At 70.5% G+C, this 15,241-nt stretch carries 12 protein-coding genes and 2 pseudogenes; 5 read left to right on the forward strand and 9 right to left on the reverse strand.

The annotated features are described in order from the left end of the window. Positions 1–70: 70 nt before the first annotated feature. The 3 genes from AC4IHM_RS04500 to AC4IHM_RS04510 form a co-directional block, all read right to left on the reverse strand. Positions 71–946 carry a hypothetical protein gene (locus AC4IHM_RS04500; protein ID WP_490865783.1) on the reverse strand — a complete coding sequence of 292 codons (876 nt, stop codon included), beginning with the start codon at positions 944–946 and terminating at the stop codon, positions 71–73. A gap of 9 nt (positions 947–955) precedes the next feature. Further along, positions 956–1,801, reverse strand: coding sequence for a hypothetical protein (locus AC4IHM_RS04505; RefSeq protein ID WP_490865784.1), 846 nt, complete (start codon positions 1,799–1,801; stop codon positions 956–958). A gap of 98 nt (positions 1,802–1,899) precedes the next feature. Then, a complete protein-coding gene (locus AC4IHM_RS04510; protein ID WP_490865785.1) occupies positions 1,900–2,340 on the reverse strand; it encodes a MarR family winged helix-turn-helix transcriptional regulator in 441 nt (146 codons plus the stop codon). Between the two features lie 177 nt (positions 2,341–2,517). Between AC4IHM_RS04510 and AC4IHM_RS04515 the strand changes: the two genes are divergently transcribed. From AC4IHM_RS04515 to AC4IHM_RS04525, 3 genes are all read left to right on the forward strand, one after another. Beyond that, the gene (locus AC4IHM_RS04515) at positions 2,518–3,345 is read left to right on the forward strand and encodes an SDR family NAD(P)-dependent oxidoreductase (protein WP_490865786.1); all 828 of its coding nucleotides are present in this window, start codon (positions 2,518–2,520) and stop codon (positions 3,343–3,345) included. Beyond that, on the forward strand, positions 3,342–4,571 hold the full coding sequence (locus AC4IHM_RS04520) for an NADH:flavin oxidoreductase/NADH oxidase family protein (RefSeq protein WP_490865787.1): 1,230 nt from the start codon (positions 3,342–3,344) through the stop codon (positions 4,569–4,571). Before AC4IHM_RS04515 ends, AC4IHM_RS04520 begins: the two co-directional genes overlap by 4 nt. 112 nt (positions 4,572–4,683) lie before the next feature. Beyond that, a complete protein-coding gene (locus AC4IHM_RS04525) occupies positions 4,684–4,992 on the forward strand; it encodes a hypothetical protein (protein ID WP_490865788.1) in 309 nt (102 codons plus the stop codon). Positions 4,993–5,025: 33 nt separating this feature from the next. Here the strand turns inward: AC4IHM_RS04525 and AC4IHM_RS04530 are convergent, their stop codons facing one another. Both AC4IHM_RS04530 and AC4IHM_RS04535 read right to left on the reverse strand, forming a co-directional pair. Beyond that, on the reverse strand, positions 5,026–6,072 hold the full coding sequence (locus tag AC4IHM_RS04530) for an alpha/beta hydrolase (RefSeq protein ID WP_490865789.1): 1,047 nt from the start codon (positions 6,070–6,072) through the stop codon (positions 5,026–5,028). A gap of 69 nt (positions 6,073–6,141) precedes the next feature. After that, the gene (locus AC4IHM_RS04535) at positions 6,142–7,755 is read right to left on the reverse strand and encodes a phosphodiester glycosidase family protein (RefSeq protein WP_490865790.1); all 1,614 of its coding nucleotides are present in this window, start codon (positions 7,753–7,755) and stop codon (positions 6,142–6,144) included. Between the two features lie 383 nt (positions 7,756–8,138). Between AC4IHM_RS04535 and AC4IHM_RS04540 the strand changes: the two genes are divergently transcribed. Continuing rightward, positions 8,139–8,957, forward strand: a complete 819-nt coding sequence (locus AC4IHM_RS04540; RefSeq protein WP_490865791.1) for an SAM-dependent methyltransferase — start codon at positions 8,139–8,141, stop codon at positions 8,955–8,957. A gap of 128 nt (positions 8,958–9,085) precedes the next feature. Here AC4IHM_RS04540 and AC4IHM_RS04545 read toward each other — a convergent pair. The 4 genes and pseudogenes from AC4IHM_RS04545 to AC4IHM_RS04560 form a co-directional block, all read right to left on the reverse strand. Then, positions 9,086–10,444, reverse strand: a pseudogene (locus AC4IHM_RS04545) (GH1 family beta-glucosidase); the annotation flags it as partial. A 29-nt stretch (positions 10,445–10,473) separates the two neighbouring features. Then, on the reverse strand, positions 10,474–11,358 hold the full coding sequence (locus AC4IHM_RS04550) for a carbohydrate ABC transporter permease (RefSeq protein ID WP_490865792.1): 885 nt from the start codon (positions 11,356–11,358) through the stop codon (positions 10,474–10,476). After that, positions 11,351–12,352: a carbohydrate ABC transporter permease gene (locus tag AC4IHM_RS04555; protein ID WP_490865793.1), complete on the reverse strand. Its 1,002-nt coding sequence runs from the start codon at positions 12,350–12,352 to the stop codon at positions 11,351–11,353. Before AC4IHM_RS04555 ends, AC4IHM_RS04550 begins: the two co-directional genes overlap by 8 nt. Positions 12,353–12,407: 55 nt before the next feature. Next, a pseudogene (locus AC4IHM_RS04560) lies at positions 12,408–13,725 on the reverse strand (extracellular solute-binding protein). 175 nt (positions 13,726–13,900) lie between these two features. On the opposite strand from AC4IHM_RS04560, the gene AC4IHM_RS04565 reads away from it, so the two are divergent. Then, a complete protein-coding gene (locus AC4IHM_RS04565; RefSeq protein WP_490865794.1) occupies positions 13,901–15,226 on the forward strand; it encodes an ROK family protein in 1,326 nt (441 codons plus the stop codon). Positions 15,227–15,241: the final 15 nt, after the last annotated feature.

A 15,241-nucleotide genomic window follows, 5' to 3' on the forward strand; every position in this document is an offset into this window, starting at 1 on the left:
ATGCCAACGGATCACCGCCCCAGTGGCGATGACGAGAACGCCCGCTGCGCCGGTCGCCGCTCTCGCGGTGTCAGGACTGAGGTGCCTCCAGCTTGACGGCAGTGACGCCCGCGCCCCGCTGTCCATCGTGCGCTGCGGCGAAAGGCTCGTGGTCTTCGACTACTTCGCCTTCCACGACTTCCCCGCCCGTCAATCGGCCTGACGGGCTCGCCAGCGGCAGGCTGGAGAGGTGCTTCTTGAGCCTCTTGGCCATCGGAAGGTAGGTCGCAAGCGTGAGCCCGCCAGAGACAGCAGCTCCCACGAGAGGGATGGCCTTCGAGACGCTCTTCGCGAAGGACTGCTTTGTCATCTCGACGCCGAGGTAAGTCGCGACCTTTTTCACTATCGGGTAGATGACACCCTTGGTGAGTGCCTTCTGGGGCAACTTCTTGGCGACCTGCTTCGACATCATCCCGGCGACCTTCCCCACGGCGGCGTTCGCCGACTGGGTTCCGAACATCACGCCGAAGAACAGCGTGAGCACCCCCATGGTCGCGTCGTCAACGTCGTCGCCCTCGTCGGAGAACAGATCGGGCCAGCTGTAGAGGTACGCGAGCTTCTGCGCGATACGCACCATGTGGCCGAAGTACTGGGCCACATCGGCCGGCACCGTGGCGGGAAGGGCGAAGATGCCGGGAACACCGGCAGCGGCGGAGAGAGCGCTGACTTTGGCGGTTTCGTAGCGGATTGAGTCGTTGGCCGCCTTGTCGAGAACGTCGACAGGGATGCCCGCGGCTGCGGGGTTCTCCTCTACCGCTCTTCGGATCTCGCCCTCGGAGCAATGACGAGACAGCGCACTTCGAAGGTAGGCCTCCCTGTTGATACGCACGCCCGGAAGCTTCGCCGCGCTCACCAGCACCGCAGAGAAGCGCGACTCGGGGTTCTCGACCCCTTTACCCTGTTTCATGGCAGGAACCTACAGTAGTTCCGACCGCCAAGGGCCGTGTTGTGTCAGCTCCTCACGATGTCGATCGTCATCCGAGAAGGCGACCGCCGTCGCGAACCGAGCATCTCTGGACGAACGTTGATCGCCATGGCAGCGTGCGCCGGCGAGCAGGGCGCGAGGTCTGGTGAAGGTGCTCTGCGAAGACGGAGACGCGCGGGGCCTTCCGGCAAGCACATGCCTGCCGGAAGGCCCTGCGATCGGTGCCACATCAGTCAGGCTGCCGCGAACTCGACGAACGCAGCCCACACCGTGGGTTCTACGGTGAGTGCGGCGCGAGCTGGTGGCGACCTCGACACATTCGTCACCAACCCCGCTGCCGTAACTGCTCCTGAACCAGGCCGGAGTGAGCGCTTGGGGCCGGCCCGAAAGAGTCGGTACTGCTCCTCGGTCCCCCGAACTGACTTCCGCGCCGTATAGAGCCTCGTCGGCGACCCTCTTCTGCCGGCCGCGCAGGATGAACACCGTGTCCTCCCCACGGGAGCGGATCATGGCATCGAGCAGGGGCGTCTTGCGCAGGCCCATGTTCTGCAGCAGCAGCTCGGCTGCGGAAGCTCCCCCTTCGGGGGCGAAGTACTGACGGTGCCGGAGTTTGACCACCGACCAGCGCTTCAGCTCGACCAACCGAACGGATACGCATCCTACTTCGGGGTGATGACCCACGAGCACGACGTCAATGAGGCGAGGGTCTCCCGGCCGGTCGGCATCGTCGACGGTGGCCGCGCACTCGACGATCATCTCCACGTTTCCGCGACCGGCGGCGACAAGATCCGGGGCAAGGCTGACGAGACTCTCGGCCCACGCGGAACGTTCCGACAACGATGCGTCGGCACCTCAGAACTGCCGCCGCCTGGCGGCGAGGTGGGGCACCACACGGTACCTTGAGTTCAAGGTCAGCAGATCCTGCGCTGCCAACGTCAGCAGGCGCCAGCCGGATCCGGCGCCGGTTCGAGGGCCCTCCCCAGGAGACTCACCAGGTGCACCAGCTCCTCCTCCGACAAGTGGGCGAAAGGGCTCAGGGCCAGCGTCGTCTCGATGACCGCGGATCGCACCCTGCGGCCCTCCTCCGTCAGTGCCGCGACGCGTGAACGGCGGTCCGACGGGTCGGGGGAGCGTTCGACGAGGCCCCGGTCGGTGAGCTGGTTCATGACGAAGCTGAGGTTGGGGGCGTTGCAGTACAGGCGGGCGGCCAGTTCCTTCATCGAGGGGGGCGCCGTGGCCGGGTCGATCGCCCAGAGTGCGTGAGCGGTGGCCTGGGTCAGGCCGTGTTCGGCCAGGACGGTCTCTATCCGGTCGTTGGTCCGCATGAACAGCTCGTGGTTCGCCACCACCGCCGCCTCGAGGGTGCTTCGCGTCATGGCCTCATCCTAGCCTTTTTACTTCGAGCCTCGAAGTGTATATTTGATTCGAGACTCGAAGCATCGGGTCGCGTCGCCGATCCGTTCCCGCCGCGGGCCGCCCGGGGCCGCCGATGCCTGCCCGCCGCGACGCGGCCCGGCCCCCGGCTCCGGTCGCCGAACAGGAAGCACTCACTCATGTACGACTACACGAACACCACCGCCCTGGTCACCGGCGCCTCGAAGGGCCTGGGCAAGGACTACGCACGGGAACTCGCCTCCCGAGGCGCCCACTTGATACTCGTCGCGCGCTCGGCCGACGCACTCCACACCCTTGCCGGGCAGATCCGGACGACGCATTCCGTCCGGGTCGACGTGATCGCCACTGACCTCTCCGACCGGCGCTCCCCGGAGACGGTGGTCGAGAGGATCGACGAACTCGGCCTGGACGTGGACCTCTTGGTCAACAACGCCGGGCTGGGCGCCGTGGGACCCTTCCTCGGCCGACCCCTCGAACCCAACCTCCGGTCCATCGACGTGAACGTCACCACGCTGATCGGCCTCGTCCATCTGCTGGGCGCCCGCATGGTCGAGCGCGGCCACGGCGGCATCATCAACGTCGGCTCCACCGCGGCCTTCCAGCCCATGCCGTACCAGGCCGGTTACGCCGCGACCAAGGCGTTCGTGCTCTCGTTCACCGAGGCGCTCGCCGAGGAGGTCCGAGGTACCGGCGTACGTGTGATGGCGGCCCACCCGGGAGCCACCGACACCGGGTTCTTCGACGGTACGACCGCGTCCATGGACCCGAAGGCCACGGACTCCCCCGCCGACGTGGCCGCCAAGACCCTCGACGACTTCGCACGCGGCCGGGCCCGCTCCTTCCCGGGGCGTGCCTCCCAGCGCGCCGGAGCCCTGGTACCGCGCCTGCTGACCCGCACCGCGGTCACCCGGCTCACCGGCAGCCTCAACCGCAAGGCCGGATTCGACCATGTCAGCGACCTCAAGCCCACCGGGGAGAAGCGATGACCGCGCTGAGCGAGCCGCTGCGCCTCGGCAGCGGTGCCGTGCTGCCCAACAGGATCGCGAAGGCCGCGATGGAGGAGTTGCTCGCCGCGCCGGGGCAACTGCCCGGTGACGCCCTCCTCACGCTCTACCGCCGATGGGCCGCGGGCGGCGCCGGACTCCTGATCACCGGACATGTCATGATCGACCGCAGGGCGGTCGCCCAGCCCGGCGATGTCGTCCTGGAGCAGGACACCCCGCTGGAACCCTTCCGGCGCTGGGCGGCGGCCGGCCGATCGGCGGGCGGGCGGGTCTGGATGCAGATCAACCACCCCGGACGCGTCGTTCCCAAGGACCTCGCCCACACCACCTGGGCCCCATCCGCGGTACCGATCGACATCGGCGGCCTGTCCGGCATGTATCCGACTCCCCGGCCGATGACCGCCCGGGACATCGAGGAGACGGTGGAGCGCTTCGCGGTGACCGCGCAGCGGGCCCGGGAGGCCGGCTTCGACGGAGTCGAGATCCACGCCGCCCACGGCTATCTCCTCTCCCAGTTCCTCTCGCCCCTGGTGAACCGGCGCGAGGACCGCTGGGGCGGCAGCCTGCCCGACCGCGCCCGTCTGCTGCTCGATGTCGTGGGCGCGGTCCGCGAGCGCGTCGGTACGGGTTTCGCCGTGGGGGTGAAGCTGAACTCGGCCGATTTCCAGCGCGGCGGTTTCGACACCGACGACGCACGGGACGTCATCAAGATGCTCGCCGATGTGGGGGCGGACCTGGTCGAGTTGTCCGGCGGCAGCATCGAGAGCCTGGCCACGGCCGGCTCCCCCGCCGACGGCCGCACCCTCGCCCGCGAGGCGTACTTCCTCGCGCTCGCGGGGCAACTCGTCGCCACCTCGCCGCTGCCACTGCTGCTGACCGGAGGGATCCGGCGACGCGCCGTCGCCCAGCAGGTGATCGACTCCGGAGTCGCGATGGCGGGCATGGCCACGGCGCTGGCGGTCGACCCCACGCTGCCGGGGCAATGGCTCGCCGGCAGTGAGGCGCGGGTCGACCCACCCCGCACCCGGTTCCGGAACAAGACGCTGGCCGCCGCGGCCGTCCAGTCCGTCACCTCGCGCCAGCTCTCCCGCCTCGGCAGGGGCAAGCCGTCCAGGACGCCCTACTCCCCCGCCGTCGCCCTCCTCCTCGAACGGCTCGTCCGCGCCCGGCGCCGACGCGGCTATCTGAAATGGCGTACGCCGGCATGAGGTTGGAACGGATCGGGCCCGTCCGGACGGCGGGGTGCGGGTGTTGACCTCAAGTCCGGTTGAGTTTCTAGGCTCGGGTGCGCCGATGTCGACGTACCGGAGAGGAACGGCCATGAAGACGCTCGTGCTGGGAAGGCTGCCCGCCAGGGTGACGGAGGTGCTGAACACGCTGCACGCGGACGGTTTCGAGGCGGAAGGGGTGAGCACCGACGAGGCGGCCCGGAAACTGTTGGAGACCAAGGAGTTCGGTGTGCTGATCATCGGCGGGGGTGTGGAGCCGGACTCACGCGCGGCCATCACGGGGTTCGCGGCGGAGCAGGGGGTGCGGCGGGTGATCGACGGGGCGCTGACGGAGCCGTTCGACGCCTACGTACGGAGGGAGTTCGAGCCGCTGATCCGGGAGGCCGCGCGCGAGGGGTGACGGCCGCGGCACATCCCGGACCGGGTACCGGCTTCAGTCACCGACCCCCAACGCCTCCAGCAGCATCGGCAACGACGCGTGCAACTCCCGTTGCCAGTAGGGCCAGCTGTGCGTCCCCGGGCCGTAGAAGTTGGTGGTCACGTGTCTCGCGCCCACGCGGTGGAGCTGCGCGGCCAGGGCGTGGTTCTGGCGGTTGAAGTCGGTCTCGACGGCGCTGGTGGCGCCGGGTTGGTCCAGGGGGCCGGTGGTGCCGTCGCCGCAGGACAGGTAGACGGGGAGGGACCGGAGGCGGTTGGCGAGGTGGAAGGGGTCATGGGCCTGCCAGACCCGGCGTTGGGCGACCGGATCGCCCCAGACCCGGAGGGGGTCGTCGCCCTGGCCGGCGAAGTAGCCCAAAATGCGCTCTGCCGACTCGTCGTTGAGGAGGGGGTGGACCGAACCCGAGTACGCGGCCACCGCCTTGAACATTCCGGGATGTCTGGCGGCGTAGAGGAGGGCCCCCTGGCCGCCCATCGACAGGCCGGCCACGACGCGGTTGGCGCCGGCGCCCCAGTCGCGTTCCAGGAGTTGGCGCAACTCCACCGTGTGGAAGGTCTCCCAGGCCGGGTCGCCGCCCCGGCCGTGGTTCCACCAGTCGCTGTACCAGCCGTTCCAGCCGGCCTCCGGCATGACGACGAGGAGGTCGCGCAGGCTGTCGGTGTCCGCGACATCGGTCATGGCCGTCCACGCGGTGTAGTCGCCGCAGCAGCCGTGCAGCAGCCACAGGGTGGGCCAGTGCTGCCGGTGCCGTCGGTCGTGCGGGTTCCAGCCGTCCGGGGTGAGGAGGCGGACCTTGGCCGTCCTGCCGCCCAGGGCCGCCGAGCGCACCGACAGGTCGACCTGGCGGTCGGCGACCTGCGTGACATCGACGACCTGCGCGCCGCCCGTCGACGAGGCCCGCGAGGTCGTCTCCGCCGGCTCGCTCGGACCGGTCGCCGCGGCCCCGGTCGGGGCGGTCGGGACGAAGAGGGCGAGGAGTACGGCGAGGAGGAGCAGGACGCGGGCTCTGCGGGTCAGGACGGTGGTCGTGGTCGCGATCACGGCGGCTCCCTGTGGGGCGGTTTGTCGCTGTGGCTCGGCCGGCCGGCCGTTAGGTGGGCCGGGCCGACGTTACGGCTTCCGGGGCAGGATCAACAGAGCGTCTCCGACGGGGCGTTCACCCGCCGCGTCGGAGGGGGCGTTGATCACGTCGCCCTGCGCCACCATCGTCGTGGAGCCGCCGCCGTCGAGGTTGACCGCGTCGCGCAGGCCCAGTGACCTGGCGACGGCCGCGCTCTCGGCGATGCTGAGTCCGAGGGCCTCGGTGCTGCGTCCGTCGGCGGTGACGAGCACCGTGCGGCCCGCCGCGTCGACTCCGGCCAGCGTGCGCGGATTGCGCTTGTGCGCCCAGCCGTAGTAGAAGCTCGGGTCGTCCGGGTGCACCATGCCGTCGGTGGCGGGGGTGACGTGGAGCCGTCCGTCGCGGACGAGTTCGGGGCCGGCGTTGACGATGCCCGTTCCGGCGGCGGGCGTGACTCGCTCTCCGCGGTCGTTCAGCAGGGTGGTCGTGAGCCGCAGGCGCTCGCCGGCTTGTGCCAGGGAGGTCAGTTCGGCGACGTGGGTGCCGGTCGCCTGGAGGGAGCTGCCGCCGGCCGGCAGTGCGCCACCGCGCGGGGTGCGCAGTTCGACGACTCGCCCCTGGGCGTCCAGTACGGCCTCCACGCCCTCGCCCCGTGGTGTGTTCCGGCCGTACTCGGGTGTGAAGGCGACCAGTTGGTCGGGGTTGGTGCAGGTCACGTCGTGCAGGGGCAGGGCGGTCGGGCTGTCGCCCTCGCCGCCGCCGCAGTTCCTGATCAGGCCCGGTACCCGGTTGACGCCGTTCAGGTCGAGGGAGGTGTGCCCGCCGGTCACCCGTCCCTGCCAGGTGAGGCGGGTGACTTCCGTCCGGCGGGCGTTGTCGTGGACGACCAGGCCGGGGCGTGCGCCGACCGGTTCGCTCAGCAGGCGTCCGTCGTACATGCCCACGCCGGCCGGGTCCCCGGGCGCGCCCGAGTTGGGGTCGAGGACGAAGAAGCCCGCGTTGACCGCGGCGACGGCGCCGGCCGCGCTCGACAGCTCGCTGGTCGTCTCGCGCCGCTCCAGGTCCGGGCCGTACGACGCCGCCAGCTCCCCGCGGAATGTGCGCGGGTCGACGGTGAGTACGTCGACGCGCCACGGGCCGCGGTCCGTGGTTTCGCCGTCCCAGCCGGTGTAGGTGACCGAGCCCGTGAATCCGGCCGCCGTGAGCCGTGTGCGCTGTGCCGTCGCGGCGGACTGGGCGTCGAAGGAGCCGATGCGGACCCGCCAACCCAGCGTGCCGCCCGCGTAGTCGGCCGTACTCGGCGTCGCCACCGCTTCCACCCGGGCCTGGAAACCGGCGCCTTGCAACTCGGCGGCCAGTTCGTCGGCGCTCGCCCTGTCCTTCAGGGCCGTGGGCGGTGCGTCGGGGTCAGGTGAGGTCTCGCCGCCGGGGATGGTCGCCTCCACGGTCCAGTGCTGCGCCGGGTCCTGTGCACCGCGCACGATGCGGGTGAGTGTCACGCCCGGCTGCAGGGTCCGCGTCGTGCGGGTCTCGATCAGGTCGGACGGGCCGAGCGGCAGGGCGGGCCTGCCGGGCCAGGGTTCGGCGGAAGCGTGGGGCGGCAGTCCGGTCACCGCCAGGACGACGCCGAGGACAGCACCCGCACCGCACAGTCTCTTCTTCATCTGCACCGCCTGGTGGGAAGGGCATCAGGGTGCGGCCCCGGGGCGCGTCACAGGGCGTGACGTCTCCGGGGCCGGAAGGCACCGGCGGTCCCCGCCCCTCGCTCACGCGCGTCGAGCCTGCTCGCGGCGCTCACGAAACGAAGTCCTGGTGCGAACATCTGTCACTCTCTCGCCTCGTGCTGACATAGCTACGAACAGTTACTTAACGCACGCTGGACAAGTATCGACCGGTTCTGACACTCGTCAAGATTGCCGAGCGGTGACGGGGCTGGTACGCGGGGGTCCGGCCGCACGCCCCTCGGCATGCCAAGATGATGTTCCGACAGTCACTCGCCACGGATGTGCCGTGGGTGGCCCGCGAGTTGAGGACGGAGTCAGGCAGCATGACCTCCCTGAGCGACGGCGAGAACGCCGCCCACCCGAACAGGATCGACACCAGCAGGCCCCACCCGGCCCGTATGTACGACTACTTCCTCGGCGGGAAGGACAACTACGAGGTCGACCAGCAGGCCGCCGAGCGGTTCATGAAGGCGGCGCCCGAGGTGCGGGCCGGGGTCCTCGCCAACCGGCACTTCATGCACCGCGCCGTCCGGCACGTGGTGGCCGAGGGCGGCGTCCGCCAGATACTCGACGTGGGCACGGGCCTGCCCACCGAACCCAACGTGCACCAGATCGCGCGGTCCGTCGCCCCGGAGACCCGGGTCGCCTACGTCGACAACGACCCCATCGTCAGCACCCATTCCAGGGCCCTGTCGGACGACGCGGACACCGCCGTCGTCCTGGCCGACCTGCGCGAGCCGCAGGCGATCCTCGACCATCCCGAGGTGCGCGAGGTCATCGACTTCGACCGGCCGGTGGCGGTACTGCTGGTGGCCGTCCTGCACTTCGTCTCCGACGCGGAGGACCCGGCGGGCGTCGTCGCCACCCTGCGCGACGCGCTGCCCGCCGGCTCGTACCTCGTGCTGTCGCACGCGACCGGCGATGTCCACGCGGACCGGCGCGCGGACGCGGCGGCCGTCTACAACAGCGCCACCGCGTCCATGAACCTGCGCTCGCACGACAGAGTCCTCGACTTCTTCGGCGACTTCGCGATGGTCGAGCCGGGCCTGGTCCGGGTCACCGACTGGCGCCCCGACGAGCCGCCCCGCCGCGACACCCCGCCGATCGGCATCTACGGCGGAGTGGCCCGCAAGGACGCCTGACGCGGGAGGAGAGGGCGAGGGGGCGGCCGTGGAGTGCACGCCGCCCGGTGCGAGGTCGAGGATCACGTACGGGTCGTGGACTCCACCGCCCCCGTGCGCCACTCGCCGGCGCGGCCGCCTCCGGAGTGCGCCTGGCGCTCCCCCGCCCGCTCCCGTGCCTCGCGGATGATGTCCGCGTACCGCCGTCCGCTGCCCTTGACGGTGCGGGCCTGCGTCGCGTAGTCGACGTGGACCAGGCCGAAGCGCTTGTCGTAGCCGTACGCCCACTCGAAGTTGTCCAGCAGCGACCAGGCGAAGTAGCCCGCCAGCGGGGCGCCTCGGCGGGCCGCGGAGGCGCAGGCCGCGAGGTGGGCCGTCAGGTACTCCTGGCGCTCCGGGTCGTCGATCGTGCCGTCGGGGCGGACGGTGTCGGGGAAGGCCGAGCCGTTCTCCGTGACGTACAGCCTGCGCGCCCCGTAGTCGTCGGTCAGGCGCAGCAGCAGCTCCTCGATGCCGCCGGCGTCGATCTCCCAGTCCATGCCGGTGCGCGGTACGCCGACGCGGCGGACGGTGCGGACCCGGGGGGCCGGTCCCGTGGGGTCGGCGGCGACGGTCTGGGGGAAGTAGTAGTTCAGGCCCAGCCAGTCCAGTTGACCGCCGATCAGCTCCATGTCGCCGGGCCGCTCGGGGAGTTCGACGCCGTAGACCTCGCGCATGTCCTGCGGGAAGCCCCGGCCGTGGATCGGGTCCAGCCACCAGCGGTTGGTGTGGCCGTCCATGCGGCGGGCGGCGGCCAGGTCCTCCTCGCGGTCGGTGGCGGCGTGGATGGTGGAGAGGTTGTTGACGATGCCCACCTGGGCGTTCGGGGCTGCCGCGCGGATGGCCCGCATCGCCAGGCCGTGGCCGAGGAGCAGGTGGTAGGAGGCGCGGACGGCGGCCGTCAGGTCGGTCCAGCCGGGGGCCATCTTGCCCTCCAGGTGTCCGATCCACGCCGAGCACAGCGGCTCGTTGAGGGTGGCCCAGTGGCCGACGCGGTCGCCGAGGCGTTCGGCGACGACGGAGGCGTACGACGCGAAGTGCTCGGCGGTCGCCCGCTCGGGCCAGCCGCCCCGGTCCTGGAGCACCTGCGGCAGGTCCCAGTGGTAGAGGGTGACGGAGGGGGTGATGCCCGCCTCCAGCAGCTCGTCGACCAGCCTGTCGTAGAAGGCCAGGCCCTTCTCGTTGACGGGTCCATCGCCGCCCGGCAGGACGCGCGGCCAGGCAATGGAGAGGCGGTAGGCGTTGGTGCCGAGGCGCCGCATCAGCTCGATGTCCTCGCGCGTGCGGTGGTAGTGGTCGCAGGCGACGTCGCCGTGGTCGTTGTTGTCGATCTTCCCGGGGGTGTGCGAGAAGGTGTCCCAGATCGACGGCGAACGTCCGTCCTCCGCCACGGCCCCTTCGATCTGGTACGCCGATGTGGCCGTGCCCCACAGGAAGTCGTCCGGGAGTGCGGCGAAGTCGATGGTCACGAAGGTCCTTTCGGGTTGGGGGGTGCCGGTCACTTGACGGCTCCGGCGGTCAGGCCCGCCACGAGGTAGCGCTGGAGGAGCAGGAAGCCCGCGACCACGGGGATGCTCACCACCAGTGAGGCGGCCATGATCTGGTTCCAGTACACGTCGTTCTGCGTGGAGTAGCCCTGGAGTCCGACCGCGAGGGTGCGGGTGGCGTCGTTGGTCATGACGGAGGCGAACAGCACCTCGCCCCAGGCGGTCATGAAGGCGTAGACGGCGACCGCGACGATGCCGGGGATCGCGGCGGGCACCACGACCTGGAACAGGGCGCGCAGTGGTCCGCAGCCGTCCACGAGGGCCGCCTCGTCCAGGTCGCGCGGCACCGAGTCGAAGTAGCCGATCAGCATCCAGATGGAGAAGGGCAGGGAGAAGGTCAGATAGGTGAGGATGAGGCCGCCGCGGGAGCCGAACAGGGCGATGCCGGTGGCGTTGCCGATGTTCACGTAGATCAGGAACAGGGGCAGCAGGAAGAGGATGCCGGGGAACATCTGCGTCGACAGGACGGTCACCGAGAAGACGCGCCTGCCGCGGAACTCGTAGCGGCTGACCGCGTAGGCGGCGAAGACCGCGATCACGACGGAGCAGACGGTCGCCGCGCCCGCCACGATCAGCGAGTTCATGAAGTACTTCGCCAGCGGGACCGTGGACCAGATGTCGATGTACGGGCGGATGGTCAGGTCGCTGGGCAGCCAGCGGAACCGGCTCGAGACGTCCTGAAGCGGTTTCAGCGAGCTGGAGACCATGACGTACACCGGCAGCAGGACGAAGCCGGTGAGCAGGGTGAGGAAGACGCGGCGGGTCCACAGGAAGGAGCGCGGCGTCGCCATCGGGGACCGGGGCGCCGGGGGCGCGGACAGCGGGGGCCTAGACATGGGCGGACCTCCGTCGCCGCGAGGTCAGGAACAGGTACAGGCCCGTCACCAGGAGCAGGAAGAGCAGCAGCAGGACCGACATGGCGGAGCCGGCGCCGAAGTTCCAGGTGACGAACGACGACTGGTAGATGTGGATGGAGATCAGGTCGGCGGCCTCCGGTGCCGCCTTGCCGAACAGCACGAACGGTGTGTTGAAGTCGTTGAACGTCCACAGGAAGAGCACCAGGACGAGCACCTGGTTGACCGGGCGCAGCGACGGCAGGGTGATGCGGCGGATCTGCTGCCAGACGCCGGCGCCGTCCAGTGCGGCGGCCTCGTACAGCTCCTTGGGGATGTTCTGCAGGCCTGCCATGACGATGAGGAAGGCGAACGGCCAGCCCTTCCACACCGACACGACGAGCAGCGCGACGAAGCTGTTGTCGCCGATCAGCCAGAAGGAGGGCTTGTCGGTGAGGCCGAGCTGGTCGTGCAGGACGTGGTTCACCAGGCCGTTGTCGTGCTGGAACATGAACGCCCAGGTGATGACGGCCGCGTAGACCGGCAGGGCGTAGGGGACCAGGAAGACGGCGCGGAGCAGGCCCCGGCCGCGGAAGGTGTCCTGCATGCAGATGGCCGCCGCGGTGCCGAGGAACCAGCACAGGCTGACGGAGAGGACCGTGAAGGCGCAGGTGACCAGGAAGGAGTGGAGCAGGGCCTCGCCGACGGGGGCGTCGAAGTCCACCGACAGGCTGTAGTTGTCGAGGCCGGTCCACGGGGCGACGGTCCAGTCGCGGATGTAGAACTGGGTGAGTTCCTTGAAGCTCATCATGATGCCGATGACCATCGGCACCAGGTGGACGAGGAGTTCGAGGAGCAGGGCCGGCAGGAGCAGCAGGTAGGGCAGGCCGATGCGGCGGATCCGCCCGGGACGGCGGCGGGGTCCGCGCGCCGTCCCGGGGGAACTTTTGCCGACCGTCCGCTCGCCGGGCTGCGCCGAGGCGGTCGTGGTGGTCATGGCGAGGTCCGTGTCCGTGTCGGAGTCGGTGGGGGTGGCGTCGGGGCCGGGGTGCTCACTTGTTCGGCATCTGCTGCTGGGCCTTGGCGAGCTTCGCCTTCACGGACTCGGTGGTCACCGCCCGGCCGGCCGCGGCGTCGGCGAACAGTTCCTTGACGGCGGTGCCGACGGCGGTCTCGAACTGCGACTCGTCGGGCACCTGGGGCAGCGCGGCGGCGCTGGAGGCGAGGGTCTCGCGCAGGACGGTGGTGTCCTGGGTGTTGAAGGCGGGGTCGGACTGGGCGGCCTTGACCGGCGGGATGGAGCCATACGCCTCGTTGAGGATCTTCTGCTCGGCGTCGCTGGTCATGAAGTTCACGAACTTGGTGGCGCCGTCGATGTTGTCGGTGTTCTTGAAGACGGCCATGTTGATGCCGGCCACCATGGAGTTGGTGGCGGTTCCGGTGCCGGGCTTGCCGGAGGGGACGGGCGCGGGAGCGACGCCCCACTCGCCGTCCTTCATGCCCATGGTCTTGAAGGTGGCGGTGGCGGTCTGCCACAGGACCATCGCCGTCCTGCCCTTGGCGAAGTCGCTGAGGGACTGGTTCTGCGCGTACTCGGCGTTGCCGGGGGCGACGACCTTGTCCTTGGCCATCAGGTCGACGTACTGCTTGACGGCCGCGACGGCGCCCTCGGAGGTGAAGTCGGGCTTGCCGTCCTCGGTGAAGAAGTCGGCGCCGTGCTGCTTGCCGAGGACGAAGACCTGGTGGATGTTGTTCGACAGGTTGGAACCCTCGGCGCCCAGGCCCCACTTGCCGTCCTTGGAGATCTTCTTGCCGGTCGCCACCAACTCGTCCCAGGTGGCCGGGGGCTCGGTGATGCCCGCGTCGGCGAACATCTGCTTGTTGTAGTAGAGCGCGTACGCCATCGAGTACAGCGGCACCGCGGCCGGGTCCTGTCCCTGGACGCCGGTCGAGCCCAGCGCGGAGTCGACGAAGCGGTCCCTGCCGCCGATCCTGTCGAAATTCTTCGCGTCCCAGGGCAGCAGCGCGCCGGTGGCCTGGAGCGAGGCGCTCCAGGTGTTGCCGATGTTCAGGACGTTCGGGGCCCTGACCGGAGGTGGTGGCGGTGAGGATCCGGTTGAGCAGGTCGGACCAGGGCACGACCTCCAACTTCACCTTGATGCCGGTCTCCTTCTCGAACTTGTCGAGTTCGGGCTGGAGGACCTTCTTGTCGACCTCGATGCTGGCGCCCTGGTTGGAGGCCCAGTAGGTCAGTTCCTTCGGCGAGTCGTTGGATCCGCCGCCCGACGAGGAGCCCCCTCCGCAGGCCGAGGCGGCGAGAGCGAGAGAGATGGTGACGGCGCCTACGGCCGCGGCTCGGATGCTGCGCATGGCTCCTGGGTCCTTCCGGGAGTCGGTCGGGAAGTCCCGACGGCGGCTTCGGCTGTGTCCCCTCCGAAGCCCCTCATGGCTTAATTTAGGACGTGAGTTAAACCCCGAGAGAAAGACTCGTCAAGGTCTCGCGCACGGTCGACCGGTGAGCGAGGGCGCCTAGGGAAGGAGCCTGATGGCCAGGAAGAGCGGGCGGACGGTGCGTGACCTGCGGCGGGAGAGCCGCACCAGCGTTCTGCAACGGTTGTATTTCGACGGGCCGATGAGCCGGCTCGCGCTGGGCTCCGCGGCCGGGTTGAGTTCGGGCTCCGTCAGCAATGTCGTCGCCGAACTGATGGCCGACGGACTCGTGGAGGAGGCGGGCAGCCTCGGCGCGGACGGCGGCCGGCCGCGCACCCTCGTCCGTGTCGCGGCGGACCGGGGACGCCTCGTCGGGGTCGACGTCGGCGAGACCCGGGTCCGCGTCGAGCTGTTCGACCTGTCGATGACCGAACTGGCGCGGGCGGAGCGGGCGTTGCCCGGACACCGAACACGGTCCTACGAGGTCGGCGTCGCCGCCGGGCACATCCTCGACGGCATCGCGGAGGTCCTCGCCGCCGACGGTCCCGCGCAGGGGCCCGGCGAGCTGCTTGGCGTCGGCGTCGGTGTCCCCGGCATCGTCGAGCACACCGCCGACGGCACCCTCGTGCACGGCCAGACCATCGGCTGGGACGCGGTGCCGCTGGAGGCCCTGCTGCGCGGCTCGGGCCGACTGCCCGTCGGCGTACCGCTGTTCATCGACAACGGCGCCAAGACGCTGGGGCAGGCGGAGATGTGGTTCGGCGGCGGACGCGGGGCGCACAACGCCGTGGTCGTCCTCTTCGGCTCCGGGGTCGGCGCGTGCGTCGTCACCGACGAGGTGGAGCACGGCCGCGCCGTGGAGTGGGGGCATCTGACGGTACGGGTGCGGGGGCGGCGGTGCCGGTGCGGGGCCCGGGGGTGCCTGGAGGCGTACGCCGGTGCGGAGGCGTTGCTCGAGCGCTGGCGCGAGGCGGGCGGGCAGCCGCCGCCGGACGCCGGCGAGGAGGCCGCGCTGACCGCCCTGCTGTCCGCCGCGCGCCCCGAGGACGGTGGCACACCGGATCCGGTGGCGGTGGAGGTGCTGGCCGAGACCGCCGAGTACCTGGGCGCGGGACTGTCCGACCTGATCAATCTCTTCCAGCCCGAGCGCGTCCTCGTGGGCGGCTGGGCCGGGCTCCAACTCGGCGCGGAGTTCCTGGAGTCGGTGCGCACACACGCGCTGGCCCACGCCCTGCGGCACCCCGCGGGGCGGGTCGGCATCGCCCTCGGCAGGCTCGGCCCGGACGCGGTGACCGTCGGCGCGGCCGTCCTCCCGCTCGCGGCGTTCTTCGCCCGCGGCGGCCACCGCGCCCCGGTCGACTCCCCCGCCCCGGTGCCCGCGTGGCGGGCGTCGCTGGGGGGCCGGCTGGCGGGGTCCGCGGGACAGCGGGGCGAGGAGTGACCCCGGCCGGGGGCG

It is taken from the genome of Streptomyces sp. SL06, assembly GCF_058244745.1.

Coding starts and splice junctions, on each gene's coding strand:
- AC4IHM_RS04520 (WP_490865787.1), top strand. CDS start 3,342: ATGACCGCGCTGAGCGAGCCGCTGCGCCTCGGCAGCGGTGCCGTGCTG.
- AC4IHM_RS04510 (WP_490865785.1), bottom strand. CDS start 2,340: ATGACGCGAAGCACCCTCGAGGCGGCGGTGGTGGCGAACCACGAGCTG.
- AC4IHM_RS04535 (WP_490865790.1), bottom strand. CDS start 7,755: ATGAAGAAGAGACTGTGCGGTGCGGGTGCTGTCCTCGGCGTCGTCCTG.
- AC4IHM_RS04550 (WP_490865792.1), bottom strand. CDS start 11,358: ATGTCTAGGCCCCCGCTGTCCGCGCCCCCGGCGCCCCGGTCCCCGATG.
- AC4IHM_RS04500 (WP_490865783.1), bottom strand. CDS start 946: ATGAAACAGGGTAAAGGGGTCGAGAACCCCGAGTCGCGCTTCTCTGCG.
- AC4IHM_RS04555 (WP_490865793.1), bottom strand. CDS start 12,352: ATGACCACCACGACCGCCTCGGCGCAGCCCGGCGAGCGGACGGTCGGC.
- AC4IHM_RS04565 (WP_490865794.1), top strand. CDS start 13,901: ATGGCCAGGAAGAGCGGGCGGACGGTGCGTGACCTGCGGCGGGAGAGC.
- AC4IHM_RS04525 (WP_490865788.1), top strand. CDS start 4,684: ATGAAGACGCTCGTGCTGGGAAGGCTGCCCGCCAGGGTGACGGAGGTG.
- AC4IHM_RS04540 (WP_490865791.1), top strand. CDS start 8,139: ATGACCTCCCTGAGCGACGGCGAGAACGCCGCCCACCCGAACAGGATC.
- AC4IHM_RS04515 (WP_490865786.1), top strand. CDS start 2,518: ATGTACGACTACACGAACACCACCGCCCTGGTCACCGGCGCCTCGAAG.